The following is a 24,472-nucleotide window of genomic DNA, read 5'->3' on the forward strand; positions in this document are numbered from 1 at the left end:
GTCACTGCTCCCCGTTCGCCGGCGTGGCATCGGCCGGTGGGGTGACCGGAGTGGCAGGCGTCACGCCGGGCTTGATCCACCAGGTATTGATACCGATGTCGTACTTGGGTGGCGTCTGCGGATGGCCGATGTGATTCCAGTAGGCCACGCGCCAGGTCTTGATGTGCCAGTTTGGTACCACGTAGAAGCCCCACAGCAACACCCGGTCGAGAGCGCGGGTGTGGGCTACCAGACTTTGCCGCGAATCGGCGTTGATCAGCGATTCCACCAGGCTGTCCACCGCTGGGTCCTTGAGGCCCATGAAATTGCGGCTGCCGGGATTGTCGGCGCTGCTGCTCTGCCAGAATTCGCGTTGTTCGTTGCCCGGAGAGTTGGACTGCGGGAAGCCGCCGACGATCATGTCGAAGTCGCGCGAGCGCAGGCGATTGATGTACTCGGCGACGTCGACCCGGCGGATGTTGAGGGTGATGCCCAGATCGGCGAGGTTACGCTTGTAGGGCAACAGAATACGTTCGAATTCGGTTTGCGCCAGCAGGAACTCGATCGTCAGCGGCTTGCCCTGGGCATCTACCATCTTGTCGTTTTCGATGCGCCACCCGGCTTCCTGCAGCAGCTTGTAGGCTTCGCGCTGCTGGTCGCGGATCATGCCGCTGCCATCGGTGACCGGGTTCTTGAAGGCTTCGCTGAACACCTGCTCGGGCACCTTGCCCCGCAGCGGGTCGAGGATCTTCAGTTCTTCGGGGCCGGGCAGGCCTTGCGCGGCCATCTCCGAGTTCTCGAAGTAGCTGCCGGTGCGGGTGTAGGCGCCATTGAACAACTGCTTGTTGGTCCACTCGAAGTCGAGCAGCAGGCTGAGTGCATGACGCACCTTGACGTCCTGGAACACCGGGCGGCGCAGGTTGAAAACGAAGCCTTGCATGCCGGTGGGGGTGCCATTGGGAATTTCCTCGCGGATCAGGCGCTTTTCCCGTACCGCTGGAATGTTGTAGGCGGTGGCCCAGTTTTTCGCGCTGGTTTCGAACCAGTAGTCGAACTGCCCGGCCTTGAACGCTTCCAGGGCGACGGTGTTGTCGCGGAAGTAGTCCACGGTGAGGGTATCGAAGTTGTAGAAACCGCGGTTGATCGGTAGATCCTTGCCCCAGTAGTTCTTGTCCCGCTCCAGGCGGATCGAGCGTCCGGGCTTCACATCAGTGACCCGATACGGGCCGCTGCCCACCGGGATTTCCAGATTGCCTTTGGTGAAGTCGCGGCCTTCCCACCAGTGTTTCGGCAGTACGGGCAACTGACCGAGGATCAGCGGCAGCTCGCGGTTGTTGCTGTGCTTGAACTTGAACAGCACCTTGAGCGGGTCTTCCGCGACCACTTCCGCCACATCGGCGTAGTAGCCGCGGTAGAGCGGGGCGCCGCTTTTGATCAGGGTGTTGAAGGTGAACACCACGTCTTCGGCGCGGACCGGCTGGCCATCGTGGAAGCGAGCCTCCGGGCGCAGATAGAAACGGACCCAGCTGTTGTCCGGGGCTTTTTCGATCTGCCTGGCGATCAAGCCGTATTCGGTAAAGGGCTCATCGAGGCTGGCGCGGGCCAGGGTGTCGTAGACCAGCTCGATGTTGTCTGCCGGCACCCCCTTGCTGATGAACGGGTTGAGGCTGTCGAAACCGCCGAAACCGTTCTGGCGGAATACCCCGCCCTTGGGTGCATCCGGGTTCACGTAGTCGAAGTGCTTGAAGTCGGCCGGATACTTCGGCGCTTCGTTGTACAGGGTCACCGCATGCTGCGGTGAGGCCAGGGTCTGCAGGCTCAGGCTGGCCAGTAGCAGGCCGCCGAGCAGGGGGCGCAGACGGGGGATCGGCATCATTGGGCATTCTCCGAAGGCTTGAGCCACCAAGTGTTCAGCCCGAGGGTGTAGGGCGGCGTGGTGACGAAGGCGAACCGGTTGCGGTAGGCCAGGCGGTGATAGTCGAGATACCAGTTGGGAATCATGTAGTGCTGCCAGAGCAGGACGCGGTCCAGGGCGCGGGTTGCGGCCACCTGGTCGTCGCGGCTTTGCGCGGCGAGCAGCGCTTCGAGCAGGTGGTCGACCACCGGGCTGTTCACGCCAGCGTAGTTCTTGCTGCCTCGGGTCGCCGCCTGGCTGGAATGGAAGTACTGCCATTGCTCCAGGCCCGGACTGAGGGTTTGGGTCAGGGTCATCAGGATCATGTCGAAATCGAACTGGTCGAGCCGCTGCTTGTACTGGGCGCGGTCCACCGTGCGCAGGCGTGCCTCGATGCCGATGCTGGAGAGGTTCTCGACATAGGGCTGGAGAATGCGCTCCAGGTTCGGGTTGACCAGCAGTATTTCCAGCTTCAGCGGCTGGCCATTGCTGTTGACCAGACGCTGGCCGGAAAGCCTCCAACCGGCCTGGGCGAGCAGGTCCAGGGCCTGGCGCAGATTGTCTCGCCCCACGCCGCGACCGTCGGTATGGCTGACGCTGAAGGGCTGGGTGAACAGGCCGGGAGGAAGCTGGTCGCGGTAAGGCGCGAGCAGCAGCCATTCCTTGCCCACTGGCAGGCCGTTGGCGCTGAATTCGCTGTTGGGGTAGAAGCTGGTGGCGCGTCGATAGGCGTCACTGAACAGCGCACGGTTGGTCCATTCGAAATCCAGCATCAGCCCGAGGGCCTGGCGCACGCGGCGATCGGCGAAGGCTGCGCGGCGGCTGTTCATGAACAGCCCCTGGGTCTGGGTTGGAATCTGGTGCTGGATCTGCGCCTTGATCACCTGCCCGCGGCGAACCGCCGGAAAGGTGTAGCCATTGGCCCAGTTCTTCGCCTGATGCTCGATGTAGATATCGAATTCTCCGGCCTTGAAGGCTTCGAAAGCGACGTCGCTGTCACGGTAGAACTCGTACTCGACCCGGTCGAAGTTGTATTTGCCGCGATTGACGGGCAAGTCCTTGCCCCACCAGTCCTTGACTCGCTCGAATACCAGCCGGCGCCCGGGTTCTACCTGGGTTATGCGGTAGGGGCCGCTGCCCAGGGGTGGTTCGAAAGTGGTGGTCTTGAAGTCGCGGCCTTTCCAGTAGTGCTGTGGCAGTACCGGCATTTCGCCCAGGCGCAGGATCAGCAGCGGGTTGCCGGCGCGCTTGAACACGAAGCGGATGCGTTGCGGGTTGAGGATATCGACCCGTTGCACTTCCTGCAGGTTGGTGCGGTAGATCGGATGCCCATCCTTGAGCAGGGTGCGGTAGGAAAACGCCACGTCTGCTGCTGTGATCGGATGCCCATCGTGAAAGCGTGCTTCCGGGCGCAGGTTGAAGACCACCCAACTGCGGTCTTCGCTGAATTCCACCGAGCGCGCAATGAGGCCGTAGCTGGAGGTTGCCTCGTCGCCAGAGGGATCGTACTGGCCGGTACCGACCATCAGGGTTTCGTTGAGTTCGTTGACACCGTACTGCAGGAAGTTCGGTGTGGTCACCGGACTGCTGCCTTTGAAGGTATAGGGGTTCAGGGTGTCGAACGTGCCAAACGCCATCGCCCGCAAGGTGCCTCCCTTGGGAGCTTGCGGGTTGACCCAGTCGAAGTGGGTAAATCTGGCAGGGTACTTGAGCGTGCCGAACTGGGCGTAACCGTGACTTTCGGTGATGGTTGCGCCTGCGGGAAAGCTCAAGGCCAGGCTGAGTGACAGCAGGAGGGGACGTATCAAGTCGGCGATCCGGTCCAGGCGGCTTGGGCTTTATGATCCGTACAGTAACAGCTTGTATCAGCAGGAAAAAGAGCGCGCCCGAAACGTCAACGCACCGTTCGAAAGCGGCGCGTTCCTTTTAATGCGGCAGATAGACGGTCAGGGTCTGGCCGGGCTTCAGGGCCTGGCCGCTGCGCGGGTTCCAGCGCTTGAGGTGCTGCATTTCAACATTGAAGCGTTTGGCGACCAGATACAGCGAATCGCCCTTGCGAACCTTGTACTGGGTGGCACGTTTCCTGGCATCAGCGGCCGATACCGAAGCCACGGTGGTGGTCGGCTTGGCGCCCTGCATCACCAGGGTCTGGCCAGCTTTCAGCCGGTTGCCGCTGAGCTTGTTCCAGCGCTGCAGGTCCTTGACGCTGACCCGGTTGGCCTTGGCAATGCTGCCCAGGCTGTCGCCACGCTTGACCCGATAGCGAGTGCTGCGCGTCGGCGTCGAGGCTTCGGCGAGTGCCGCTTCGAATACCGCCTTCTGTGGCTGCAGGGTCAGCAGTTCCTCTGGCTTCATCTTCGACAGGCTGGTGGTCAGCAACTGGGCCTTGGCGGTCGGCACCAGCAGCTGCTGAGGGCCGTCCACGGTCATGCGTTTCTTGAAGGCCGGGTTGAGCTGGAACAGTTCGTCTTCGTCGATTTCGGCCAGGGCCGCGACCCGCGACAGGTCAAGGCGGTCCTTGATGGCCACGGCCTCGAAGTAGGGTTCGTTGGCGATCGGGTTGAGGTTCACGCCATAGGCCTGCGGCGTCAGTACCACTTGCGACAGCGCCAGCAGCTTGGGCACGTAGTCGCGGGTTTCCTGAGGCAGCGGGAGGTTCCAGTAGTCGGTGGGCAGGCCGAGCCGCTCGTTGCGCTCGATGGCCCGGCTGACAGTGCCCTCGCCAGCGTTGTAGGCGGCCAGTGCCAGCAGCCAGTCGCCGTTGAACATGTCGTGCAGGCGGGTCAGGTAGTCCAGTGCGGCGTTGGTCGAGGCAGTGATATCGCGGCGACCGTCATAGAAGTTGGTCTGGCGCAGTTTGTAGTGACGACCGGTGGACGGGATGAATTGCCACAGGCCGACCGCATGGGCCCGGGAGTAGGCCATCGGGTTGTAGGCGCTCTCGATGGCCGGCAGCAGTGCCAGTTCGAGGGGCATCTCGCGCTCTTCGAGACGCTCGACGATGTAGTGGATATAAAGGCTGCCACGGTCACCGGCGGTTTCCAGAAAGGACGGGTTGCTGGCAAACCACAACCGTTGTTGCTCGATGCGCGGATTGACGCCGATGTCGTCCTGCAGCTGGAAGCCTTGGCGTATGCGCTCCCACACGTCCTGCGGTACCTGCTCGGCAGGCTTGGCCTGGACGAAGACAGGCTTCTGCTTCAAGCGCGGCTGCACATGCACGCGAACGCTTTCGGAGTCGCCGATGTGACTGGTGCTCTGGCAGCCCACGAGGGTGGCTGACAGGCCGAGCGCGATGGCCTGTGCCAGGCGCGTCAGGACGGCGGAATTGAAGGTTCTGCGGCAAGTGGACGACATTGGCTGGGATAAAGTTCCGGGCGAAAATGTCGGGCGATTCTAGAAAGCGCCCCCCACCCGGTCAACCTCTCAGAACTGTACGGTCATCAACCGGCAACCCTTAGAACCTATCCTTCCACCCCCGCAACGCCGCAAAAACAGCACTTGGCGTAGGGTTTAAGGTGCCGCTCCGTTCGTCTGCTTTTTGTTTAATGGATGTTTCAGCGGTCCGCAGGAAGGGGTTGGTGAGTCGTTCCAGGCCGATCGTTGATGGCAACGTGATGCGATTCTCGGCGCGCAAGCGCTCAACGTCCGCGAAACGCTGGACAACGTTCGGATTGTCCGGCTCCACCGCCAGGGCGAAACGCAGGTTGCCGAGGGTGTATTCGTGGGCGCAGTACACACGGGTGGCTTCGGGCAAGGCCGCCAGGCGCTGCAGCGAGTCGTGCATCTGCTCGGCAGTGCCCTCGAACATCCGGCCGCAACCGGCGGCGAACAGGGTGTCGCCGCTGAACAGCAGGGGAGCAGCGGTATCGGCGCTGTAGTAGGCAATGTGGCCCAGCGTGTGTCCGGGAACTGCCAGGACCTGGAAGTCCACGCCCAGCGAGCGCACCACGTGGTTGTCATCCAGCGCCAGGTCGCGGGCGGGGATCGTTTCCCCGGCCGGACCACAGACCCGCGCCCCCGTGACGGCTTTCAACGCCTGGACGCCACCGACATGGTCGTTGTGGTGATGGGTGATGAGGATATCCTCCAGACGCCAGTCCGGATGCTTTTCCAGCCAGGCCAGCACCGGCGCGGCGTCGCCCGGATCGACCACCGCGCAACGTCGGCTGTCGGGATCCTGCAACAACCAGATGTAGTTGTCGCTGAAAGCGGGCAAGGCTTCTATCTGTATCATCGAGCGATTCGCCAAACGTGGGACAAGGGTGCATCTTAGTAGCTATGTGTCGTGTCGAGAACCTTCCAGGGAGATTGCAATGTCCGATCAAGCCTTCGCCCAGGCCGATCCGCAGTGGCTCGAACTCATCAGCCTGGCCCGTGACTGGTTCGCAGGCCCCCTGGGGCAACTGATGCTCAAGGAGGAACAGCGCCTGCTGGAAGAGGAGCTGGGTCGTTACTTCGGTGGCTACCTGGTGCATTACGGCCCCTGCGCCGAACCGCCGCCCACTGCGCCCCAGGTGCAACGCAACGTCCGGCTCGGCGCACCCTTGCCCGGGGTGGAGATTGTCTGCGAAGAGCAGGCCTGGCCCCTCAGCGAGCATGCCGCCGATGTCGTGGTACTGCAGCACGGCCTCGATTTTTCCCTGTCGCCCCACGGGTTGCTCCGCGAAGCCGCCAGCAGCGTACGTCCTGGTGGGCACCTGCTGATTGTCGGCATCAATCCCTGGAGCAGTTGGGGGCTGCGCCGGCCATTCGCCCATGACGCCTTGCGCAAAGCCCGTTGCATCTCGCCTTCGCGGGTGGGCGACTGGCTGAACCTGCTGGGCTTCGCGCTGGAGAAACGCCGGTTCGGGTGCTATCGTCCGCCGCTTGCTTCGCCAGCCTGGCAAAACCGCCTGGCCGGATGGGAGCGTGTCGCGGGGCGCTGGCAGGGTGCCGGCGGTGGGGTTTATCTGCTGGTGGCGCGCAAGATGGTGGTGGGCTTGCGCCCCCTGCGCCAGGAACGCCGCGAACCCATGGGCAAGTTGCTGCCGCTGCCGCTGGCCAAGGTCAATCGCCAGTCGCCTCACCCCGAAGGCAGAACCTTCAACGATGAATAAGGCTGTACATGAGCGATAGCGTCGAGATCTATACCGATGGCGCCTGCAAAGGCAACCCCGGCCCGGGTGGCTGGGGCGTGCTGATGGTCTACAAGGGGACCGAAAAGGAACTCTGGGGCGGTGAGCGCGAGACCACCAACAACCGTATGGAACTGATGGCCGCGATCAAGGGGCTCGAAGCCCTGCGTCGCGAGTGCGAGGTGCTGTTGGTCACCGACTCGCAGTACGTCATGAAAGGCATCACCGAGTGGATGACCAACTGGAAGAAGCGCGGCTGGAAAACCGCCGCCAAGGAGCCGGTGAAGAACGCCGACCTCTGGCAGTTGCTCGACGAGCAGGTCAACCGGCACAAGGTCACCTGGAAATGGGTGCGCGGGCACATCGGGCATCACGGCAACGAGCGTGCGGACCAGCTGGCCAATCGCGGGGTCGACGAAGTCCGCGGCATCCGCTGACCCGAATGGCGGATGATTCAGAGGGACGTGGCGGCGAAGCTGGGGTAAGATTCGGCGCTTTGAGCAACACGGCAGGAGAGCACCGACGTGGATTTGCAGAACAACAGGTCGGTAGTCCTCGATACCGAAACTACCGGTATGCCGGTGACCGATGGCCACCGGATCATCGAGATCGGCTGCGTCGAACTGATCGGGCGACGCTTCACCGGACGCAACTTCCACGTCTATCTGCAGCCGGATCGTCCGAGTGACGAAGGCGCCATCGGCGTCCACGGCATCACCGATGAATTCCTCAAGGGCAAGCCACGCTTTGCCGAGGTTGCCGAGGAATTCTTCGAGTTCATCCAGGGCGCGCGCCTGATCATCCACAACGCGTCGTTCGACGTTGGCTTCATCAACAACGAATTCGCACTGCTGGGCCAGTCTGATCGTGCCGATATCTCCCAGCACTGCGAGATCCTCGACACCCTGCTGATGGCGCGTGAGCGCCATCCTGGCCAGCGCAACAGCCTCGACGCCCTCTGCAAACGCTACGGTATCGACAACTCCGGCCGTGAGCTTCACGGCGCCTTGCTTGACTCCGAGTTGCTCGCCGACGTCTTCCTGGCGATGACCGGTGGCCAGACCAGCCTGTCGCTGGCCGGGCATGACGGTGAAGGCGAGAGTGGTGCCAACCAGGGCAGCGAGATTCGTCGCCTCTCGGCGAGCCGCCAGCCCGGCCGCATCATCCGTGCTACCGAGAGCGAGCTCGAGGCCCATGTGGCGCGTCTCGAAGCTGTCGCCAAATCGGCGGGCGGGCCGGCACTCTGGCAGCAACTGACAGACGCCAGCTGAAGCAATTGCCGCGCGCCTCGGCGGCAACCTTCTACCCTGACAGGAACGGCCCGTGCGGCCCGTCGCAGGAAGAAGGTATTGCCGCTTATGTACAAGGACCTGAAATTTCCGATCCTCATCGTTCACCGTGACATCAAGGCTGACACCGTTGCCGGCGACCGCGTCCGCGGTATTGCCCAGGAGCTGGCGCAAGACGGTTTTACCATTCTCAGTGCCACCGATTACGCCGAAGGTCGACTGGTCGCAGCTACCCATCACGGCCTCGCGTGCATGCTGATCGCGGCTGAAGGCGCCGGCGAAAACACCCATTTGCTGCAGAACATGGTCGAGCTGATCCGTCTGGCGCGCCTGCGGGCTCCGCACCTGCCGATCTTTGCGCTCGGCGAGCAGGTCACTCTGGAAAATGCTCCGGCCGACGCCATGAGCGAGCTCAACCAGTTGCGGGGCATTCTTTACCTGTTCGAAGACACGGTGCCCTTTCTCGCTCGCCAGGTCGCGCGGGCTGCCCACAACTACCTGGACGGCCTGTTGCCGCCGTTCTTCAAGGCCCTGGTACAACACACCGCACAATCCAATTATTCCTGGCATACCCCGGGACATGGCGGCGGCGTGGCCTATCGCAAGAGTCCGGTAGGGCAGGCGTTTCACCAGTTTTTCGGGGAAAACACCTTGCGCTCGGACCTGTCCGTCTCAGTGCCTGAACTGGGCTCGCTTCTCGACCACACCGGCCCGCTGGCACAGGCCGAAAGCCGTGCTGCGCGCAACTTTGGCGCCGACCACACCTTCTTCGTGATCAATGGCACCTCGACGGCCAACAAGATCGTCTGGCATTCGATGGTCGGGCGCGATGACCTGGTGCTGGTGGATCGCAACTGCCACAAATCGGTGTTGCACGCGATCATCATGACCGGCGCGATCCCGTTGTACCTGTGCCCTGAGCGTAACGAGCTGGGCATCATCGGCCCGATTCCTCTCGGCGAATTCAGTGCCGACGCCATCCACGCCAAGATCGCTGCCAACCCGCTGGCGCGGGGGCGCGAGCCCAGAGTGAAAATGGCGGTGGTGACCAACTCCACCTACGACGGTCTCTGCTACAACGCCGAGCTGATCAAGCAGACCCTGGGCAACAGTGTCGAGGTCCTGCATTTCGATGAAGCCTGGTACGCCTACGCCGCCTTCCACGACTTCTTCGCCGGACGCTATGCCATGGGCACTTCGCGCACTGCCGACAGCCCGCTGGTGTCCAGCACCCACTCCACTCACAAGTTGCTGGCCGCCTTCAGCCAGGCCTCGATGATTCATGTGCAGAACGGCGGCAGCCGGCAGCTGGATCGTGATCGCTTCAACGAAGCGTTCATGATGCATATTTCCACATCGCCGCAGTACAGCATTCTCGCTTCGCTGGACGTGTCCTCCGCCATGATGGAGGGCCCGGCTGGACGTTCTTTGTTACAAGAAATGTTCGACGAGGCGCTGAGCTTTCGCCGTGCACTGGCCAACCTCCGCGAGCATCTGGATGCTGAAGACTGGTGGTTCAGTGTCTGGCAGCCGCCGCGGGTCGAGGGCATTCACCGCATCGCGACCGAGGACTGGTTGCTGGAGCCACAGGCCCCATGGCACGGGTTTGGCGATGTCTGCGAGGACTATGTGCTGCTCGATCCGATCAAGGTCACCCTGGTGATGCCTGGCCTGGACACCGGTGGCAGCCTCGACCGGCATGGCATTCCGGCGGCAGTGGTCAGCAAGTTCCTCTGGGAGCGCGGGTTGGTGGTGGAGAAAACCGGGCTCTACTCCTTCCTCGTGCTGTTCTCCATGGGCATCACCAAGGGCAAGTGGAGCACGCTGCTGACCGAGCTGCTCGAGTTCAAGCGCAACTACGACGCCAACACTGACCTGCTGCACAGCCTGCCCTGCATAGTGGCAGAGGATCCGCATCGTTATCGCGGCATGGGGCTTCGCGATCTGTGTGACCAGTTGCATGCCTGCTACCGAAGCAATGCCACGGCAAAACAGCTCAAGCGCCTTTACACCCGCCTGCCCGAGGTCGCGATGAAGCCTGCCGATGCGTACGACAAACTGGTGCGTGGCGAGGTCGAGGCGGTGCCTGTCGACCAACTGCTTGGTCGTGTCGCAGCAGTGATGCTGGTGCCTTATCCACCAGGCATCCCGTTGATCATGCCCGGTGAGCGCTTTACCGAAGCGACTCGCTCGATCATCGATTACCTGGCCTTCGCCCGGGCGTTCGATACCGGGTTCCCCGGATTCGTTGCTGATGTGCATGGGCTCTTGCACCACGAAACGCAGGAGGGGCGGGTCTATACGGTCGACTGCGTCAAGGAGTAGCGGGCCTCTTTGTCAGCGCCTGATGCTAGAATCCGCCGCTTGAATTCAGGAGGTAGACCCGTGCGCAAAGTGGCGATGGTAATGGCGGTACTGGCCCTGGCCGGTTGTGACAACGATGCCGAAAAGGTGCACAAGCAGGTCGCCGAACATCTGCAGAATCCCAAGACGGCCAAGTTCGCCAACGTCCGCTTCAACCAGCAAGGCGATATCTGCGGCCAGTTCCGCGGCAAGGACGACAGTGGCACCTTCCTGCCGTACCGCAGCTATGTTGCCATCAAGGACGGCGCGGATTACCGGATCATCATCGACGAGACCGGCAACGACCTGCGCATCCGCGAAGTCTGTGGCGGCGCCGATCTGCAGCGGCGCGCCGAAGCCCTGGCAAACGAGCCGGCGCCGCAAGGCTGGGATGTGGAAATCATCCAGGGGCCCAACATGGGGGCGCTCAGCGACATGACCGCGCGCCTGATCGAAAAAGGCATCTCTTCCTCGGTGGAGTACCGTGACGGCAAGCCGGTCGTGCTGTTGGGACCTTTCCCGGACAAGGCCGATGCCGAAGCCCGCAAGAACGATGTGATGGCACGTCTCGGAACCGATTCGGTGGTCATTCAGCACGGGGCCCCTCGCTGAGTCGCTAGTGCGCTGCTCTGCGACCGGTACTTGCGCGTTTGTCGGACTATGCTCTGAAAGAGGGGTTTCATCGAAGAGAGCGGCAACGGTGAGGAGGGGGCCATGTCCACGCTGGAGCGAGCCATTACGGTTGCAGCCCGAGCCCACGAGGGGCACAGGGAAAAAGGAGGCGCAGCATACATCCTTCATCCATTGCGGGTGATGCTGCGGGTTTCTACCACGGAACAGCGGATCGTCGCGGTGCTGCACGAGGTGCTTCAGGAGTCGCCGATGACGCTCTCGGACCTCGCCCGCGAGGGGTTCGCGCTGAAAATCCTTGCGGCAGTTCAGGCGCTCAGCCAGCGCGGCGATGAAAGCTACGAAGACTTCGTCGTGCGGGTGGGCGCCGATCCTCTGGCGCGAACGGTGAAGCTCGCCGACCTCGCCGACGAAAGCGATTTCTCGGTGATCGCCATTCCCAGTCCTGCCGAGATCGCTCGCCTGCAGCGCCATCAGCAAGCCAGCGCCTATCTCCAGGCGCTGAGCTGAGCGTTACCGCAAGTCTTGAGAGGGCGACCGAGGCGACGGGCTCGACGTGGTGGCCCATTGGAGAAACCGGCGTACGCCAGCATGCCTCGGATTGATGACCGAGGCATGCATCCAGTCAATCTTCCTTAGGTACGGTCCAGAAAATCTGTACGCCGCCGTCGTCGCGGTGGGCGACCGTCACGTTGTCGTTCTCGGCGATTTCCTCTAGAAGCATCTCCCAGTCAGCGGTGGATTCGTGTTCGAGCCGGAAGATCAGTGCGGCCCGGGCGCGCTGTGCGGTCGGGGCATTGATGATTTTCTGGATGCGAATGCCCAGTTGTTCGTAGCTGCTGACGGACAGGGAGGATGAAGCGGTGGCCACGGTTGCGGTTCCTTGTTTTTGCTGTATGCACATACAGTATTTCACTGTAGGTCATTTCGCAACAGTTCGTCGGCAACAGAACTTACTCAAGCTTGCAGCGCAGGGCTGGCCGCTATTCGCGCTGACTCATCGTTCACCGGGTTTCCCAAGAGCCAAGCTCAACGGCGTCGGGCGGTGCCTAGCAGTTTTCTTACGCAGCTAGAATGCTACTTCAGTGTCGGAATGCCGAATGTTTTTAACAAAGCGTTCGGTTTTCCGACTCTGTTGAGCGACAATCCCGCGGCCCTGGTGTCTGGCACGAGTGCTCCGGTGAATTTGACAAGGTTGCATTCGGTTCGCATAGTTGGGTATGGCAAACGTTTGCGATCCGATAAAAATCATAATACGGGGTACATCATGCCTTTGCTTCGCGCCTTTCGAGTGTTGGCGACCGCCATGCTCTTCAGCTTTTGCTCCGCGCTGCCGTTTTCCGTCGCCCATGCCGAAGGCGGGCCCCAAGTGGCCCTGGTGATGAAATCCCTGGCCAATGAATTCTTCCTGACCATGGAAGCGGGGGCCACGACTTATCAGAAACAGCACCCTGACGATTTCACGCTGATTGCCAACGGCATCAAGGACGAGTCCGATACCGCGAGCCAGATTCGTATCGTCGAGCAGATGATCGCGCGCAAGGTCGATGCGCTGGTCATCGCTCCGGCTGACTCCAAGGCGTTGGTGCCGGTGATCAGGAAAGCGATTGACGCCGGGATCACGGTGGTCAATATCGATAACCGTCTTGATCCCGATGTGCTCAAGAGCAAGCAGCTCAGCGTGCCCTTCGTGGGGCCGGACAACCGCAAAGGCGCCCGTCTGGTCGGCGACTATCTGGCCGCGCAGCTCAAGGCGGGTGACCGGGTCGGCATCATCGAGGGCGTATCGACCACCACCAATGCTCAACAGCGGACTGCGGGTTTCAGGGACGCGATGGAGGCGGCCGGGATGACGATCGTTCCGGTGCAGTCCGGCAGTTGGGAAATCAGCAAGGGCAACGCGGTCGCCCTGGCGATGCTCAACGAATACCCCGACCTCAAGGCATTGCTGGCCGGCAACGACAGCATGGCGCTGGGTGCGGTTTCTGCGGTGCGCTCCGCTGGCCGGTCCGGCCAGGTCCAGGTGGTCGGCTACGACAACATCAAGGCGATAGAACCGATGCTGGCCGACGGTCGAGTGCTGGCTACCGCCGACCAGTTCGCGGCGCAGCAGGCGGTGTTCGGTATCCAGGCGGCGCTGAAGATGCTGAAGGGCGAGAATCCGGGGGTGGATGCCGATAACGTCATCCAGACGCCGGTCAAACTGATAACCCGCCAGTAGTCGGAGGCAAGCGTATGTCAGACACCAGTCAGGAGGTGTTGACGGTCGAGGGTATCGGCAAGGCTTACGCCCAGCCGGTCCTCGATGGCATCGGCTTGAGCCTGCGGCGGGGCGAGGTACTGGCCTTGACTGGCGAGAACGGCGCCGGCAAAAGCACGCTGTCGAAAATCATCGCCGGGTTGGAGCCTGCGAGCGGCGGTCGCATGCAGTTTCTGGGGCATCCTTATCATCCATCGAATCGCGCCGCTGCCGAGCGTCTGGGGGTGCGCATGGTGATGCAGGAGTTGAACCTGCTGCCCACCCTGAGCATCGCCGAGAATCTGTTTCTGCATGATCTGCCTGCCCGGGGCGGCTGGATCGATCGCAAGCGGTTGCGCCAACAGGCTCGCGAAGCGATGGCGGCGATGGGGCTGGATGCGCTCGATCCGGACCTGCTGGTGGGTGACCTGGGGATCGGCCACCAGCAGATGGTCGAGATCGCTCGCAACCTGATCGGTGACTGTCATGTCCTGATCCTCGACGAGCCCACCGCGATGCTCACCGATCGCGAGGTGGCGCTGCTCTTTGCCCGGATCGAAGGGCTGCGAGCGCGCGGTGTGGCCATTGTCTACATTTCCCATCGTCTGGAAGAGCTCAAGCGCATTGCCCAGCGCGTCGCTGTGCTGCGTGATGGCCGTCTGGTCTGCGTAGGGCCGATGGAGCGGTACAGCACCGACCAACTGGTCACCTTGATGGCCGGGCGCGAACCGGAAGAGCACCTTGAGATGCCCGGTCGGCATTGGGGGGAGCCCGTGTTGCGCGTCAGGGGGTTGGGGCGTGCAAACAAAGTGATCGATGTTTCCTTCGAGGTACGCGCCGGCGAGGTGTTCGGCCTTTGCGGGCTGGTGGGTTCCGGGCGCACCGAGTTACTGCGTCTGATCTACGGCGCCGATCGCCCCGACAGCGGCACCGTCGAACTGGGGGATCCGCTGCGTGTGCGCAAGATCGGCTCGCCGGCAGCGGCGGTTGCCCAGGGCATTGCCTTGGTCAGCGAGGACCGCAAGGGCGAAGGCTTGCTGCTGAGCCAGGCGATCAGCGCCAACCTGTTCCTTGGCAACTTTTCGGCGATTGCCCGTGGGGGTTGGCTGGGTGTCGGCGCCGAGCATGACCTGGCCGCTCGCCGTATTGCCGCGTTGCGCATCCGCAGCGAAGGGCCGGACCAACCGGTGGGCGAGCTGTCCGGTGGCAACCAGCAGAAAGTGGCGATCGGCCGCTGGCTGGAGCGCGACTGTTCAGTGCTGCTGTTCGATGAGCCTACCCGCGGCATCGATGTCGGCGCCAAGCGGGATATTCACGGACTGCTGGCCGGGCTGGCGAGCCAGGGCAGGGCGCTGGTAGTGGTGTCCAGCGACTTGCGCGAGCTGATGCTGATCTGCGATCGCATCGGCGTGCTCAGTGCTGGCCGATTGATCGACACCTTCGAGCGTGAAGACTGGAGCCAGGATCGAATCCTGGCGGCGGCGTTCGCCGGTTACCAGAAACAGGATGTGCTGCTGCCCGATATGGCCAGAGGAGTGGGGGCATGAAGACGACTTCCCTGATCACACTGGCCGGTGGCAAGCGCCATGGTCGCCAGTCCGCGCTGGGCACATGGCTGGGGATGATGGGCGTGCTGGTGGTCATGGTGTTGCTGTTCTCTGTCCTCAGCAGTCATTTCTGGTCCTACACCACGTTCAGCACCCTGGCCAACCAGATTCCCGACCTGATGGTGCTGGCAGTGGGCATGACCTTCGTCCTGATCATCGGCGGCATCGATCTGTCGGTGGGGTCCGTGGTAGCCCTGGCGGCGTCCGTGGTGAGTGTGGCGATTCTGCAGTGGGGGTGGAATGTGATGCCGGCCGTGCTGCTTGGCGTGGCCTGTGCCGGCCTGGTCGGCAGCTTCACCGGTGCCATTGTCGCGGCCTGGCGGATTCCTTCGTTCATCGTTTCCCTGGGGGTGCTGGAAGTGGCGAGGGGTGGTGCGTATCAATTGACCGATTCGCGCACCGCCTACATCGGCGATGCCCTGGCGTGGCTTTCCGAGCCTTTGCTCTTCGGCATATCGCCGTCGTTCCTGATAGCCCTGTCGGTAATGCTACTGGCGCAACTGGTGCTCGTCCGTACCGTGTTCGGCCGCTACCTCATCGGCATCGGCACCAACGAAGAGGCCGTGCGGCTGGCAGGTGTCGATCCGCGGCCCTACAAGATTCTCGTCTTCGCCCTGATGGGAATGCTGGCCGGGTTGGCGGCGCTGTTTCAGATATCGCGGCTGGAAGCGGCCGATCCCAATGCTGGCGTGGGCCTCGAGCTTCAGGTGATTGCGGCAGTGGTCATCGGAGGCACCAGCCTGATGGGCGGTCGTGGCTCGGTCATCAGCACGTTCTTCGGCGTATTGATCATTTCCGTACTGGCAGCGGGGTTGGCCCAGATCGGCGCCTCCGAGCCGACCAAACGCATCATCACCGGGGCGGTCATCGTGATCGCCGTGGTTCTCGACACCTATCGCAGCCGGCGCACGAGCCGGCGGAACTGAAAGCATGGCAACCATCAAAGACGTAGCAGCGCTGGCCGGGATTTCCTATACCACCGTGTCCCATGTGCTGAACAAGACCCGACCGGTCAGCGAGCATGTCAGGCTCAAGGTCGAGGCGGCGATCGCCGAACTCGACTATGTGCCCAGTGCCGTGGCGCGTTCGCTCAAGGCGCGAAGCACGGCCACCATCGGCCTGTTGGTGCCCAACAGTGTCAACCCGTACTTCGCCGAGTTGGCCAGGGGGATAGAAGACGCCTGCGAGCGCAACGGCTACTGCGTCATTCTCTGCAACTCCGACGACAACCCTCAAAAGCAGCGCAGCTATCTGCGCGTGTTGCTGGAAAAGCGGATCGACGGCTTGATCGTTGCTTCAGTGGGGGAGGAGCGGGACCTGCTCGACAGTCTTTCCTGCGTACGCACGCCGATGGTCATTGTCGATCGTGTGCTGGAAGGGGTGGAGGCTGACCTCGTGCGCATCGACCACGAGCAGGGGGCTTACCTGGCGACCCGCCACCTGCTTGACCTGGGGCATGTGGATATCGCCTGCATCAATGGGCCTGAAGACACCAGCGTGGCAAAAATGCGTCTGGCAGGCTTTCGTCGTGCCCTGACCGAGGCTGGGGTCGGGTTGCGTGAGGGGCGGGTGGTTCACAGTGACTTCACCAGTCTCGGTGGCTACGGTGCCGCAGCATTGCTGTTGAATCGGGATCGGCCCACGGCGATATTCGCTGCCAATGACATGATCGGCATGGGGGTGCTGCGGGCGGCGGCGGAGCGCAACATCACCGTCCCGGGGGCGCTGTCGGTGATCGGGTTCGACGATATCCAGATGTGCCAGTACGTCTATCCGGCGCTGACGACCGTCGGCCAGTCCATCCGTGATCTGGGGGAGACCGCGACCTCCCTGTTGCTGCGGCGTATCGCCGGGTCGGAAACTGCGCCGGTCGAGCAGCGTATCGTGGCGCCGAAGATTGTCCTGCGTGAGTCGACCGGGCCAAGTCCGGATCTGTTCAGCGAATACGGATGAGGTCATTCCATGCAGTCGAAGGTCTTGGTGGTGGGCAGCCTCAACATGGATCTGGTAACGCGTGCGGAGCGCTTGCCACGCGTCGGAGAAACCCTGGCAGGGCACTCGTTCACCACGGTGCCGGGTGGCAAGGGCGCCAATCAGGCGGTGGCGGCGGTGCGTCTTGGCGCCTCGGTGGCGATGGTGGGCTGTGTCGGGGATGACGCTTATGGGCAGCAGTTGCGTGAGGCGCTGCGAGTCGAAGGCGTCGATTGCCAGGCGGTAGACATCGTGACCGGTGTTTCCAGCGGGGTTGCGCTTATCGTGGTGGATGCGTCCAGTCAGAACGCCATCGTTGTCGTCGCCGGCAGCAATGGTTGCCTGCAGCCGACCCTGATCGACCGGGCCGATGCGTTGTTCCAGGCGGCAGACGTGATTGTCTGTCAGATGGAGGTGCCGCCCCAGGCTGTCGCCCATGCTCTGGCGCGGGGGCGCTCCCTGGGCAAGGTCGTCATTCTCAATCCGGCCCCGGTTGCCGGGCCTCTTCCGGTGCAATGGTTCGCCAATATCGACTACCTGATTCCCAATGAAACCGAGGCTGCAGCCCTGACGGGGCTGCGGGTGGATGATCTGGATTCGGCGCTCGTTGCCGTCCGTCATCTGCGTGAGTTGGGTGCAGCCAACGTCATCCTGACGATGGGCGCTCAAGGAGCACTGTTCGCGAGCTCCGAAGGAATCGAGCATTTTCCTGCGCCTGCAGTGCAGGCGCAGGACACGACAGCGGCAGGTGATACTTTCGTGGGCGGCTTTGCCGCTGCCTTGGGGGGGGGAGCCAGTGAGCGTGAAGCGATTGTTTTCGGCCAGCGGGCCGCAGCGATTTCCGTTACGCGCGCCGGGGCGCAGCCTTCCATCCCGATGCTGGCCGAAGTCGAGGCGTTTTAGCCATCCTCAAGCGTGTGCCGCGGAGGGCTCGTGCCGATAGCGCTCGAAAACCTGGTCGACAAAGCTGCGGGCTGCGTCGCTGCCCATTTCCTTCACCAGCAGGTCCAGCGCGATGAGGGTCAATTCTTCCGCTGTACCCGGGCTGTAGGCGCTCTGCCCCTCGGGCCATTTCACCTTGATGTCGGCGTCGATACTGTGGCTGGTCATGAAATTCTCGAAATGGCCCGTACTCTGGAAGGGTGAAACGCCGGGCCACTGGCGTTCCTGCGACTGGGGGTGCGAGTTGCCAGTGTACTCATGTCTGCCGGGCGACGGCTCTGCGACTTAGGCATAACGGGGACTGCGTGGCAAACTAACGGTATTTTTCGACAGGGCACTTTTCATGCAGATCGACCTGAATGATCCGAGCCAGTTCACCCTTGAACAGGTTCGCCAACTCATCGCCAGCGGCAACGGATCGGTACATAACCAGCTGAGGGTCAATCGTGCCGGCCAGGCGTGGTTGTCGCAGGTCGTGGGCGGCCGGGACCTAGACGGCCTGCGGTTCCGGCTGGAGACCTGGGCGGCCGGATCGGGATGCGTAGGACCTCTGGCTGCAGGCGATGAGCGCTGGGTGCTTCAGGTGTACAACGCGCTGCGAAATAACTGGCCGGAGCCTGCCAGCGACTACATTGATCTTTATTGAGGGAAGAAGGCTACGCAAAATCCAGACACTATTGGCATTTTCCCTCGACTGCCCGGTGAGGCAGACTGGCACGCTTTTGTAACAATCGGCAGCAAATGCTGTCCGATGCGACAGTATTCAATATCCCTAAGGAGGGTTCATGTTCCCCATGCGTGCATCATTGGCAAGTCTGCTGGCTATTGCTGTTCTGGCGGGTTGCAGCAGCAACGGCGGTTCGCCCAAAACGCCCGATGCTACGGCGACACCAAGTCTCGATGGTCGCTGTGAGGCCAGTGGCGCGGAGTTCGCCGTAGGCAAGCCAGCTTCCGTCGAGCTGCTCGAGCAGGCCCGCAAGGCGAGCGGTGCGCAGACAGCGCGCGTGCTCAAACCGAATGACGTTGTGACGCTGGAGTACCGTTCGGAGCGCCTGAACCTTCATGCCGACGACAAGGGCGTGATCATTCGCGCCAATTGCGGCTGAGCCTGAATTCCGGGCACAAAAAACCCGTCGCAAGCGACGGGTTTTTCAATTCACCAGAGATTACGCTGGGCGAACCTGTGCAGCCTGCATGCCTTTCTGGCCTTTTTCGGCTACGAAAGATACGGTCTGGCCTTCTTTCAGGGATTTGAAGCCGTCGGCTTCGATGGCCTTGAAGTGAACGAAGAGGTCATCGCCGCCACCTTCTGGGGTGATGAAGCCGAAGCCTTTTTCATCGTTGAACCATTTGACGGTGCCGGTTTGGCGATTGGACATGGGGTGTATCTCCAGGAAACTTGATTTTTTTCGTAGTGCGGTGTCGCCGAGAGCCAACAGGATGCACGGGGACATCATAGTCTAATTCTGCGCCGGTGGTGGCTTTTCGCTGTAGCGAATGATGATCTGGGGCAAGAATGCTTCCAATGATCCTCAGCCTTTGGGTGCGCAAGCCGCCTTGACCGCAGCCTGGGCGCGCTGGAGCAGCGCAGCGTCGACGCCATCCTTGCGGTCCAGCGCCTCGATTTCACTGGTGCTGAAGTTCTTCTCGATCGCATCGGCGCCACACTTGCAGTGGGCGTCGGCTTGCTTGGCGTTTACGCCTTGGCCGGTGGCGACCTGCACGCACTGATCCATGTATTGGCCTTTCTTGCCAGCCGGCCATGGACCGGCATTGGCACTCAACGGCAACAGCAGGGCCCCTGCGGCAGCCAGGGCGAAAAGAGACTGAAGTCGCATAACCAGATACTCCTTGGGTAGTCGGGTCTCATCAAGAGTAGGACGCTTCAGTAACTCTGAGCAGGAAAAATCCGTGGGAGTTCAGTGTCGCGGCTTTTTTCCAAATATTTCCGGCTGTTGACTGTCTAACCCGTCGCCTGCGCCGATGCATGTGCTAGCATGCCGGGCTCGGGGTAGCGCTGTGCTTGCCCCGTCTTTATTTCTGTTCCAGTCACTCTGGTTCGTTCCCTGGCAGGCATTCGACTTCTGCCACTGTGAGGCAGGCTTTCCTTTCGGAAAGACAGGGGCGAATCGCGTACTGGCTCATCCCAACCCACGTGACCTTTGGTAGGGGTCACCACTAGGAGAGGAGGCGCCATGCCCGTAATTACTCTTCCCGATGGCAGTCAACGTACGTTCGACCAGGCGGTTACCGTCGCCGAGGTCGCCGCATCCATTGGCGCAGGCCTGGCCAAGGCCACCGTCGCCGGCAAGGTCGATGGCAAGCTGGTCGATGCCTGCGACGTGATCGATCACGATGCCCGCCTGCAAATCATTACGCCCAAGGACGAAGAGGGGCTGGAAATCATTCGTCACTCGTGCGCCCACCTGGTCGGCCACGCAGTCAAGCAGCTGTACCCGACTGCGAAGATGGTCATCGGTCCGGTCATCGACGAAGGCTTCTACTACGACATCGCCTACGAGCGTCCTTTCACGCCGGAAGACATGGCTGCTATCGAGCAGCGCATGCAACAGCTGATCGACAAGGATTACGATGTCATCAAGAAGGTCACCCCGCGTGCAGAGGTGATCGAAGTGTTCAAGGCCCGTGGCGAAGACTACAAGCTGCGCCTGGTCGAGGACATGCCGGATGAGCAGGCCATGGGCCTGTACTATCACGAAGAATACGTCGACATGTGCCGTGGCCCGCACGTGCCGAATACCCGTTTCCTGAAGTCGTTCAAGCTGACCAAGTTGTCCGGCGCCTACTGGCGTGGCGATGCCAAGAACGAACAGCTGCAGCGTGTCTACGGCACTGCCTGGGCTGACAAGAAGCAACTGGCTGCGTACATCCAGCGCATCGAGGAGGCCGAGAAGCGCGATCACCGCAAGATCGGCAAGCGCCTCGGTCTTTTCCACGTCCAGGAAGAAGCGCCGGGCATGGTGTTCTGGCACCCGAACGGCTGGACCCTGTATCAGGTGCTTGAGCAGTACATGCGCAAGGTTCAGCGCGAGAACGGCTATCTGGAGATCAAGACTCCTCAGGTGGTCGATCGCAGCCTGTGGGAAAAGTCGGGTCACTGGGCCAACTATTCCGACAATATGTTCACCACTCAGTCGGAAAACCGTGATTACGCGGTGAAGCCGATGAACTGCCCGTGCCATGTTCAGGTGTTCAACCAGGGCCTGAAAAGCTACCGCGAGTTGCCACTGCGTCTGGCCGAGTTCGGCGCCTGCCACCGTAACGAAGCGTCGGGTGCCTTGCACGGTATCATGCGTGTTCGCGGCTTTACTCAGGACGATGCCCACATTTTCTGCACCGAAGAGCAGATGCAGTCCGAATCGGCGGCGTTCATCAAGCTGACCATGGATGTGTACTCCGACTTCGGCTTCCAGGACATCCAGCTCAAACTGTCGACCCGTCCGGAAAAGCGCGTTGGTTCGGATGAGCTGTGGGACCGTGCCGAGGCTGCGCTGGCCGCTGCCCTGGATAACGCCGGTCTGCCTTATGACCTGCAGCCGGGCGAGGGTGCCTTCTACGGTCCGAAGATCGAGTTCTCGCTCAAGGACTGCCTGGGTCGTGTCTGGCAGTGCGGTACGCTGCAGCTGGACTTCAACCTGCCGATCCGTCTGGGTGCCGAATACGTATCCGAAGACAACGGCCGCAAGCACCCAGTGATGCTGCACCGGGCGATCCTCGGTTCCTTCGAGCGTTTCATCGGTATCCTCATCGAGCACTACGAAGGTGCATTCCCGGCCTGGTTGTCGCCAACCCAGGCGGTGATCATGAATATCACCGACAAGCAGGCCGAATTCGCCCATCTCGTCGAAAAAACACTGACTGAAAGCGGATTCCGTGCCAAGTCTGACTTGAGAAATGAGAAGATCGGCTTTAAAATCCGCGAGCATACCTTGCTCAAGGTTCCCTATCTCTTGGTTATTGGAGATCGGGAAGTCGAAACGCAAACTGTCGCTGTGCGTACCCGTGAAGGTGCTGACCTGGGTTCCATGCCCGTCGCCCAGTTCGCGGACTTGCTTGCGCAAGCGGTTTCCCGGCGTGGTCGCCAAGATTCGGAGTAATTACCATTAAGCGTGATATGAGACAGGATAAACGAACTGCACCGAAGGCCCCGATCAACGAGAATATCTCGGCACGCGAGGTTCGGTTAATTGGCGCTGACGGCGAGCAGATTGGCATCGTCTCGATTGATGAAGCGCTTCGTATCGCTGATGAAGCGAAGCTGGATCTGGTAGAAATTTCTGCTGACGCCGTACCTCCTGTCTGCAAGGTCATGGACTACGGCAAGCACCTCTTCGAGAAGAAGAAACAGGCCAACGAGGCCAAGAAAAACCAGAAACAGATCCAGATCAAAGAAATCAAGTTTCGTCCAGGGACGGAAGAAGGGGATTACCAGGTAAAACTACGCAACCTGGTACGTTTCCTTAGTGATGGGGACAAGGCCAAGATCTCTCTGAGATTCCGCGGCCGTGAGATGGCTCACCAGGAGCTGGGCATGGAGCTGTTGAAGCGGGTCGAAACCGACCTCGCCGACTACGGCACCGTTGAGCAGCATCCGAAGATGGAAGGACGCCAGCTTATGATGGTCATCGCCCCCAAGAAAAAGAAATAACCACCAGGGCACGGCAGGCCTTGCGGTTATGTTTATCCACTGAATGCGGAGTATCCGAACATGCCAAAAATGAAAACCAAAAGCGGTGCCGCGAAGCGTTTCCTGAAAACCGCTTCCGGCTTCAAGCACAAGCACGCTTTCAAGAGCCACATCCTGACCAAAATGTCGACCAAGCGTAAGCGTCAACTGCGTGGTAGCAGCCTGCTGCACCCGTCGGACGTTGCAAAAGTCGAGCGCATGCTGCGCGTACGTTAATTTCGGTCAAAGATAGAGGAAGTTACTCATGGCTCGTGTAAAGCGTGGCGTCATCGCTCGTAAGCGTCACAAGAAAATTCTGAAACTGGCTAAAGGTTACTACGGCGCGCGTTCCCGCGTATTCCGTGTAGCCAAGCAAGCGGTCATCAAGGCAGGCCAATACGCCTACCGCGACCGTCGTCAGAAAAAACGTCAGTTCCGCGCTCTGTGGATCGCTCGTATCAACGCTGGTGCTCGCAACAACGGTCTGTCCTACAGCCGTCTGATCGCCGGTCTGAAGAAGGCGTCCATCGAGATCGACCGTAAGGTTCTGGCTGATCTGGCAGTGAACGAAAAAGCGGCGTTTGCTGCGATTGTCGAGAAAGCTAAAGCCGTCCTGGCTTAAGTACCCACGACAATCATTCGCCGTCGAATTCGGCGGCGAATGTTAAACGTCATAAATAGGGGAAGAGCCTGTAAGCTCTTCCCCTATTTCGTATCTGGAGTCTGTACATGGAAAACCTGGATGCGCTGGTCTCCCAAGCCCTGGAGGCTGTGGAACGCGCTGAAGACATCAATGCCCTGGAGCAGATCCGGGTTCAATTCCTTGGCAAGAAAGGCGAACTGACCCAGGTGATGAAGACCCTGGGCAACCTGCCTGCCGAAGAGCGCCCGAAAGTCGGCGCCCTGATCAACGATGCCAAGGAACGCGTCACCGAAGTGCTCAATGCACGCAAGACCGCTTTCGAAGAGGCCGAGCTGAGTGCTCGCCTGGCGGCCGAATGCATTGATGTGACCTTGCCAGGCCGTGGCCAGACCTCCGGTGGCTTGCATCCGATCACCCGCACCCTCGAGCGTATCGAGCAGTTCTTCACCCATATCGGCTACGGCATCGCCGAAGGCCCGGAAGTCGAAGACGATTACCACAACTTCGAAGCACTCAACATTCCCGGCCACCACCCGGCCCGGGCAATGCATGACACCTTCTATTTCAATGCCAACATGCTGCTGCGTACCCACACCTCGCCGGTGCAGGTGCGGACCATGGAGTCCTCGCAGCCGCCAATCCGCATTGTCTGCCCGGGCCGCGTCTATCGCTGCGACTCGGACCTGACCCACTCGCCGATGTTCCATCAGGTCGAAGGCCTGCTGGTCGATCGCGACATCAATTTCGCCGACCTCAAAGGCACCATCGAAGAGTTCCTGCGGGTGTTCTTCGAGAAAGAACTGGCGGTGCGTTTCCGTCCTTCGTTCTTCCCCTTCACCGAGCCTTCTGCTGAAGTCGATATCCAGTGTGTGATGTGCAGTGGCAAAGGCTGCCGCGTCTGCAAACAGACCGGCTGGCTGGAAGTCATGGGCTGCGGCATGGTTCACCCGAACGTGCTGCGCATGTCTGGCATCGACCCCGAAGAGTTCTCGGGCTTCGCTTTCGGCATGGGTGCCGAACGCCTGGCCATGCTGCGTTACGGCGTCAACGATTTGCGCCTGTTCTTCGACAACGACTTGCGGTTCCTTGCGCAATTTCGCTAGGTCGCGCACCCGTAACGAATCTTTCAGG

26 protein-coding genes are annotated in these 24,472 nt (G+C 61.2%); 18 read left to right on the top strand and 8 right to left on the bottom strand.

The window, feature by feature from the left end; all coding sequences use genetic code 11:
* Position 1: 1 nt before the first annotated feature.
* The 4 genes from AC05QJ_RS11815 to gloB form a co-directional block, all read right to left on the bottom strand.
* Positions 2-1,855 carry an extracellular solute-binding protein gene (locus AC05QJ_RS11815; protein ID WP_476747026.1) on the bottom strand — a complete coding sequence of 618 codons (1,854 nt, stop codon included), beginning with the start codon at positions 1,853-1,855 and terminating at the stop codon, positions 2-4.
* Positions 1,852-3,681 carry an extracellular solute-binding protein gene (locus AC05QJ_RS11820; protein WP_476747027.1) on the bottom strand — a complete coding sequence of 610 codons (1,830 nt, stop codon included), beginning with the start codon at positions 3,679-3,681 and terminating at the stop codon, positions 1,852-1,854. Before AC05QJ_RS11820 ends, AC05QJ_RS11815 begins: the two co-directional genes overlap by 4 nt.
* 118 nt (positions 3,682-3,799) lie before the next feature.
* Positions 3,800-5,230: a transglycosylase SLT domain-containing protein gene (locus tag AC05QJ_RS11825; RefSeq protein ID WP_476747028.1), complete on the bottom strand. Its 1,431-nt coding sequence runs from the start codon at positions 5,228-5,230 to the stop codon at positions 3,800-3,802.
* A gap of 100 nt (positions 5,231-5,330) precedes the next feature.
* On the bottom strand, positions 5,331-6,110 hold the full coding sequence (gloB, locus tag AC05QJ_RS11830; RefSeq protein ID WP_476747029.1) for a hydroxyacylglutathione hydrolase: 780 nt from the start codon (positions 6,108-6,110) through the stop codon (positions 5,331-5,333).
* A 79-nt stretch (positions 6,111-6,189) separates the two neighbouring features.
* On the opposite strand from gloB, the gene AC05QJ_RS11835 reads away from it, so the two are divergent.
* From AC05QJ_RS11835 to AC05QJ_RS11860, 6 genes are all read left to right on the top strand, one after another.
* Complete coding sequence (locus AC05QJ_RS11835; RefSeq protein WP_476747030.1) at positions 6,190-6,972, top strand: methyltransferase domain-containing protein; 783 nt, start codon at positions 6,190-6,192, stop codon at positions 6,970-6,972.
* An 8-nt stretch (positions 6,973-6,980) separates the two neighbouring features.
* Positions 6,981-7,427 carry a ribonuclease HI gene (rnhA, locus tag AC05QJ_RS11840; protein ID WP_476747031.1) on the top strand — a complete coding sequence of 149 codons (447 nt, stop codon included), beginning with the start codon at positions 6,981-6,983 and terminating at the stop codon, positions 7,425-7,427.
* A gap of 93 nt (positions 7,428-7,520) precedes the next feature.
* On the top strand, positions 7,521-8,261 hold the full coding sequence (dnaQ, locus tag AC05QJ_RS11845) for a DNA polymerase III subunit epsilon (protein ID WP_476747919.1): 741 nt from the start codon (positions 7,521-7,523) through the stop codon (positions 8,259-8,261).
* Positions 8,262-8,348: 87 nt separating this feature from the next.
* Positions 8,349-10,604: an Orn/Lys/Arg family decarboxylase gene (locus AC05QJ_RS11850; protein WP_476747032.1), complete on the top strand. Its 2,256-nt coding sequence runs from the start codon at positions 8,349-8,351 to the stop codon at positions 10,602-10,604.
* A gap of 60 nt (positions 10,605-10,664) precedes the next feature.
* Complete coding sequence (locus AC05QJ_RS11855) at positions 10,665-11,234, top strand: SPOR domain-containing protein (RefSeq protein WP_476747033.1); 570 nt, start codon at positions 10,665-10,667, stop codon at positions 11,232-11,234.
* 102 nt (positions 11,235-11,336) lie between these two features.
* On the top strand, positions 11,337-11,762 hold the full coding sequence (locus AC05QJ_RS11860) for a GTP pyrophosphokinase (RefSeq protein WP_476747034.1): 426 nt from the start codon (positions 11,337-11,339) through the stop codon (positions 11,760-11,762).
* Between the two features lie 115 nt (positions 11,763-11,877).
* On the opposite strand, the gene AC05QJ_RS11865 is transcribed toward AC05QJ_RS11860, so the two are convergent.
* Positions 11,878-12,156, bottom strand: coding sequence for a DUF1654 domain-containing protein (locus tag AC05QJ_RS11865; RefSeq protein ID WP_476747035.1), 279 nt, complete (start codon positions 12,154-12,156; stop codon positions 11,878-11,880).
* Positions 12,157-12,519: 363 nt separating this feature from the next.
* On the opposite strand from AC05QJ_RS11865, the gene AC05QJ_RS11870 reads away from it, so the two are divergent.
* Genes AC05QJ_RS11870 through rbsK form a run of 5 tightly spaced genes read left to right on the top strand, consistent with a single transcriptional unit; the run spans position 12,520 to position 17,972 of the window.
* On the top strand, positions 12,520-13,473 hold the full coding sequence (locus tag AC05QJ_RS11870) for a substrate-binding domain-containing protein (RefSeq protein ID WP_476747036.1): 954 nt from the start codon (positions 12,520-12,522) through the stop codon (positions 13,471-13,473).
* A 14-nt stretch (positions 13,474-13,487) separates the two neighbouring features.
* Positions 13,488-15,038 (top strand): sugar ABC transporter ATP-binding protein, encoded by a 1,551-nt coding sequence (locus AC05QJ_RS11875; protein ID WP_476747037.1) that lies wholly within the window; start codon positions 13,488-13,490, stop codon positions 15,036-15,038.
* Positions 15,035-16,024, top strand: coding sequence for an ABC transporter permease (locus AC05QJ_RS11880; RefSeq protein WP_476747038.1), 990 nt, complete (start codon positions 15,035-15,037; stop codon positions 16,022-16,024). The genes AC05QJ_RS11875 and AC05QJ_RS11880 overlap by 4 nt, the downstream gene beginning before the upstream one ends.
* Before the next feature lie 4 nt (positions 16,025-16,028).
* Positions 16,029-17,051: a LacI family DNA-binding transcriptional regulator gene (locus AC05QJ_RS11885; protein WP_476747039.1), complete on the top strand. Its 1,023-nt coding sequence runs from the start codon at positions 16,029-16,031 to the stop codon at positions 17,049-17,051.
* 9 nt (positions 17,052-17,060) lie between these two features.
* Positions 17,061-17,972, top strand: coding sequence for a ribokinase (gene rbsK, locus AC05QJ_RS11890; RefSeq protein ID WP_476747040.1), 912 nt, complete (start codon positions 17,061-17,063; stop codon positions 17,970-17,972).
* A gap of 6 nt (positions 17,973-17,978) precedes the next feature.
* On the opposite strand, the gene AC05QJ_RS11895 is transcribed toward rbsK, so the two are convergent.
* Complete coding sequence (locus AC05QJ_RS11895) at positions 17,979-18,179, bottom strand: hypothetical protein (RefSeq protein ID WP_476747041.1); 201 nt, start codon at positions 18,177-18,179, stop codon at positions 17,979-17,981.
* 175 nt (positions 18,180-18,354) lie between these two features.
* On the opposite strand from AC05QJ_RS11895, the gene AC05QJ_RS11900 reads away from it, so the two are divergent.
* Positions 18,355-18,657 carry a hypothetical protein gene (locus AC05QJ_RS11900; protein ID WP_476747042.1) on the top strand — a complete coding sequence of 101 codons (303 nt, stop codon included), beginning with the start codon at positions 18,355-18,357 and terminating at the stop codon, positions 18,655-18,657.
* 139 nt (positions 18,658-18,796) lie between these two features.
* Positions 18,797-19,117: an I78 family peptidase inhibitor gene (locus AC05QJ_RS11905; protein WP_476747043.1), complete on the top strand. Its 321-nt coding sequence runs from the start codon at positions 18,797-18,799 to the stop codon at positions 19,115-19,117.
* Between the two features lie 60 nt (positions 19,118-19,177).
* Here the strand turns inward: AC05QJ_RS11905 and AC05QJ_RS11910 are convergent, their stop codons facing one another.
* Complete coding sequence (locus tag AC05QJ_RS11910) at positions 19,178-19,390, bottom strand: cold-shock protein (RefSeq protein WP_476747044.1); 213 nt, start codon at positions 19,388-19,390, stop codon at positions 19,178-19,180.
* A gap of 153 nt (positions 19,391-19,543) precedes the next feature.
* Positions 19,544-19,849 (bottom strand): hypothetical protein, encoded by a 306-nt coding sequence (locus AC05QJ_RS11915; RefSeq protein ID WP_476747045.1) that lies wholly within the window; start codon positions 19,847-19,849, stop codon positions 19,544-19,546.
* 357 nt (positions 19,850-20,206) lie between these two features.
* On the opposite strand from AC05QJ_RS11915, the gene thrS reads away from it, so the two are divergent.
* The 5 genes from thrS (at position 20,207) to pheS (ending at position 24,444) form a co-directional block, all read left to right on the top strand.
* Positions 20,207-22,129, top strand: a complete 1,923-nt coding sequence (gene thrS, locus AC05QJ_RS11920) for a threonine--tRNA ligase (RefSeq protein WP_476747046.1) — start codon at positions 20,207-20,209, stop codon at positions 22,127-22,129.
* Positions 22,129-22,680, top strand: coding sequence for a translation initiation factor IF-3 (gene infC, locus AC05QJ_RS11925; protein ID WP_476747920.1), 552 nt, complete (start codon positions 22,129-22,131; stop codon positions 22,678-22,680). Before thrS ends, infC begins: the two co-directional genes overlap by 1 nt.
* Before the next feature lie 60 nt (positions 22,681-22,740).
* A complete protein-coding gene (gene rpmI / locus AC05QJ_RS11930) occupies positions 22,741-22,935 on the top strand; it encodes a 50S ribosomal protein L35 (protein ID WP_009394045.1) in 195 nt (64 codons plus the stop codon).
* A 28-nt stretch (positions 22,936-22,963) separates the two neighbouring features.
* Entirely contained in the window at positions 22,964-23,320 is a 357-nt protein-coding gene (gene rplT / locus AC05QJ_RS11935) for a 50S ribosomal protein L20 (protein ID WP_009394046.1), read from the top strand.
* Between the two features lie 107 nt (positions 23,321-23,427).
* Positions 23,428-24,444 (top strand): phenylalanine--tRNA ligase subunit alpha, encoded by a 1,017-nt coding sequence (gene pheS / locus AC05QJ_RS11940; protein ID WP_095159234.1) that lies wholly within the window; start codon positions 23,428-23,430, stop codon positions 24,442-24,444.
* Positions 24,445-24,472 lie beyond the last annotated feature (28 nt).

This window comes from Pseudomonas sp. TUM25319, from assembly GCF_056388475.1.